The sequence below is a fragment of the Pseudoxanthobacter sp. genome (assembly GCF_036822375.1).
Classification (GTDB): domain Bacteria; phylum Pseudomonadota; class Alphaproteobacteria; order Rhizobiales; family Segnochrobactraceae; genus Pseudoxanthobacter.
On the sequence record NZ_DAISHT010000288.1, the window covers coordinates 1 to 3,579 of the forward strand.

3 protein-coding genes are annotated in these 3,579 nt (G+C 72.0%); 1 reads left to right on the plus strand and 2 read right to left on the minus strand.

The window, feature by feature from the left end:
* Positions 1-38: 38 nt before the first annotated feature.
* A complete protein-coding gene (locus V7067_RS16555) occupies positions 39-794 on the minus strand; it encodes a cytochrome c biogenesis protein CcdA (RefSeq protein WP_334176995.1) in 756 nt (251 codons plus the stop codon).
* Positions 795-807: 13 nt separating this feature from the next.
* Positions 808-2,544, minus strand: a complete 1,737-nt coding sequence (locus V7067_RS16560) for an MBL fold metallo-hydrolase (RefSeq protein ID WP_334176996.1) — start codon at positions 2,542-2,544, stop codon at positions 808-810.
* 411 nt (positions 2,545-2,955) lie between these two features.
* Here V7067_RS16560 and V7067_RS16565 point away from each other — a divergent pair.
* On the plus strand, positions 2,956-3,579 hold a 624-nt coding region (locus tag V7067_RS16565; protein WP_334176997.1), incomplete at its 3' end, for a DUF2865 domain-containing protein.

Below are 3,579 nucleotides of genomic sequence, written 5' to 3' on the forward strand. Positions count from 1 at the left end.
GATCCGGCGCGGGCTGAGCCGGCGCGGCCCGGCTGATGTCAGCCGAGCGAGGCGAGGCCGGGAAAGCGATCCAGCAGCCAGAACGACAGGCGGGCCATCTGCCCGGTCAGCACCAGCACGCCGGTGGCAATCAGCAGCACGCCCATCGCCTGTTCCACGCGATGCAGATGGCGGCGGAAGCGCTGCAGCCAGCGCAGGAAGGCCGTGGAGAACAGCGCCGCCAGCAGGAAGGGAATGCCGAGCCCCAGCGAATAGGCCACCAGCAGCCGCGCACCGGCGGCGGCCGTGGCCTCGCTGCCGGCGAGAAACAGGATGGTGCCCAGCACCGGCCCGATGCACGGCGACCAGCCGAACGCGAAGGCGAGGCCCATGACATAAGCCCCGGCCGGCCCGGAGGCGAGGCGGACATCCAGCCGCGCCTCGCGGAACATCAGCCCGAACCGGAACACGCCGAGGAAGTGCAGCCCCATGGCGATGATGACGAGACCGGCCGCCCAGCCCAGCACCGGCAGCCAGGGTGCCAGCAGAGCCCCCAAAGCCGAGGCGGTGGCCCCGAGGGCGACGAACACCGTGGAGAAGCCCAGCACAAAGGCCATGGCAGCCACCAGCACACGCCGCCGGGTGCCCGCCGCGCGAACGCCCGGCCCGCCGGCCGGGCCGGCGGCGGCCAGTTCGTCCAGCGACACGCCCGCCATGAAGCAGAGATAGGGTGGCACCAGCGGCAACACGCACGGCGAAACGAACGACAGCACGCCGCCAAGCACGGCGGCGCCGACGCTGACATCCATGACCATCGCCCGCCCTGCCTCAGGAGCGGGTTTCGGCGGTGGTCTTTTCGTCGTCGCGCTGCGCCTTGTCCGCGCCGGCCGCGGCGAGATCGGTGGCCGCGAGGAAGCGGGCAACGAAATCGTCGTCCTCATCGGCATAGTCGCCGGCTTCGGACGATTCGGGCTGGCTATAATCCTCGCCGGCCAGCGCCCCGGCCATCAGATCTTCCATGCCGAGATCGGTGCCGGCGGTGCCGGCCTCCGTCTCCTCGCCGGCCTCCGCGGCCAGATCGAGATCGGCGGAAAGGTCGAAATCGGAGGACAGGCTTGCCACCACGTCATCCGCCGCCTGCGCAACGGCAAGGGCCATGGCGTCGAGATCGGCCTCGGAGGCAAGCGCGGTTTCCGGCGCGGCATCGATGGCGATGCCGGCCTCGTCCGCAGCCGCGTCCTCAAGGCCCGATTCGTCCGGGCCGGCGTCGTCGAACGACAGTTCCCCGGCCAGTTCGCCTGCCAGCCCCTCTGCCAGTTCTGCGGCAATGGCGTCGCCTTCGGCCGCGGCGATATCGTCCGCCGCGCCTTCGCCGGAAAGGTCGGACCCGTCTTCGCCGAAGTCCGCGCGGAAGTCCTCGCCCGCCCCGGCGGCGAGGCCGGCCAGATCGGCTTCAAGGCCGGCGGCCAGATCGGCGCCGATTTCATCGGAAAGCGCCTCGGCGGCCGCCCCGGTCTGCGCGGCCGGTGCAATGGCCACTGCGGCCGCACCGGCCACCGCGCCCAGAGCCGCAGTCAGGCCGGCAACCCCGAAGGCCGGCGCCTCGACATCCACCGGCGAGAGCCCCTCGCGGGCCTGCTGCTCGCGTTCCACCGACCACACATCCGGCTGGTCGCGGCCGGCCGCCTCGGCAAGGGCGCGGGCGGCGCCCACGAGAAGCAGGGTTTCAAAATCCGGGCTCGCGCCGACGCCCGGCAACGCCGCCAGCAGGCTGTCGCGCGCCCGGCCGACAACGGCAAACAGCGAGCGGTCGTCGTGGGAAGGATCGGCCGCCTCGGCAAACACCGCCAGGCGGTAACGCGTGCCGGCAATGAGGGCATCGACGGCTTCCGGCTGGGTTGCCGGCAGGCCGGCGCACGGCACCAGCACCAGCGGACGGAACGCCGCGATGCGGTCGAGCGTGACCGGCCACTGCCGCAGATAGCCGTCGGCCAGATCGGGAATGCGGTCGGCCGGCGTCAGGTCGCCCGTGAACATCACCCCGGCATCGGGCACCCACACCACCACGTCGCCCAGCGTGTGGCCGCGCCCGAGATGCATGATGCGCACCTCGCGCTCGCCTTCCCAGAGCGAAATGGAGGACCCGAACGTCAGGCCCGGCGCCACAGGCGCCAGATCGCCGGCCGGCGGCAGGCCCTGCGCCGCGCGGCGCGCGGCCATAAGCTCGCGGTTCTGGCGGCCGCGGTCGGCGATGAGGCCGCGCGTCAGCGTCGAGGTGATGATCTCGGCCTGCGGAAAGGCGGCCGCGCCCAGTGTTGCATCGGCGTGGTAATGCGTCAGCACCACCTTGCGCACCGGCTTGTCGGTGACCCGGCGCAGCGCCCCGGCCACCGCAAGGGCAGCGGCCGGCGTATCGGCGGCATCGACGAGCACGATGCCATCCGGCCCGACGATGGCACCGACAGTCGGGTGGCCGGCCAGCGAGGCGGCGTAAAGATCGTGCCCCACCTCCGTCAGCAACACGGCTTCCGGGGTTTCGTTCGGGGCAGCGGTCACATCGACCATGGGGCACTCCTCGAAAGATCGGGGCTGCGGGGCCGGGGCAGCCATGCCGGCGCGGGCAGCGGGCAGCCCCGGAACCAGACTTCCACATCAGGCGTCGCGCGCAACCGGTGCCACGACCGGCGGATGGCGCGCATTATCCGGCCGCAGCACGGAGGCGTAAACGCAAAGGCAACGGCCGGCATGGCACAGCTTCCTGAGCCCGGCAACGGGATTGATAGCGTGACGGAGCCAAATTAGCCACGATCTGGGCAAAAATGGTGCCTGCCAGTCGCCGCACCGCATCTTTGATGCCGGCGGGGCGGACAGAGCCCCCTGCCTGCCCGGAACCGGCGACGCCCGCTGCGCCCGCCTTCCGGTCCGGCACGGATTGTCCACCCGGCTGAACGGCATTGCGCAAGAGGTTATGCGAGAATGAGCGCGACCTGCATTTCCCAGACGCCCCCCGCGGCGGGCCTGCGCCTGCCGCCGGCCAGCCTGCGCGGGCTTGCCGCGGCAATGGCGGCCGCGGCGGCCGGGCTCGTCCTTTCCCTTCCCGCCCCGGCCAGTGCTGCCACCGCCTGCGGCGATCTGCGCACCCGCATGGCGACGCTCTCCGCAAGCCGCGATGGCGGCGAGATCGACGACCTGCGCGCCCGCATGGCGGCTGCCGGCTGCAACGGCTTTTCGGCCGCGGCCGCAGCGCCGCAGGCCGCCGGCGCGGTGGCAACCGGCGGGGACGCCGCCGCGCCGCCGGTGATCGCCGTGCAGGCACAGCCGCAAGGCGAGCGGCCCGACAAGTTCTTCCGCAAGCTGTTTCCGTTCTTCTTCAAGCCGGAAGAGGCCCCGCCCCCGGCCGCCCCCAAGGGCAAGCCGCGCGTGCTGGCGCCGCCGCCGAAGAGCCAGCCGAAAACCGCCGTCGGCACGCCGCACAAGCCGGTGAAGCCCGATGCCAGTGTGGAGAGCTTCCGCACCTTCTGCGTGCGCAGCTGCGACGGCTATTATTACCAGATCGGCCGCGCCACCCAGACGGCCGATTTTGCGCGCGATCAGGCCGCC

What these genes read in the sequence shown, in the direction of transcription:
- V7067_RS16555 (WP_334176995.1), bottom strand. Translation starts at nt 794, where the DNA reads ATGGTCATGGATGTCAGCGTCGGCGCCGCCGTGCTTGGCGGCGTGCTG.
- V7067_RS16560 (WP_334176996.1), bottom strand. Translation starts at nt 2,544, where the DNA reads ATGGTCGATGTGACCGCTGCCCCGAACGAAACCCCGGAAGCCGTGTTG.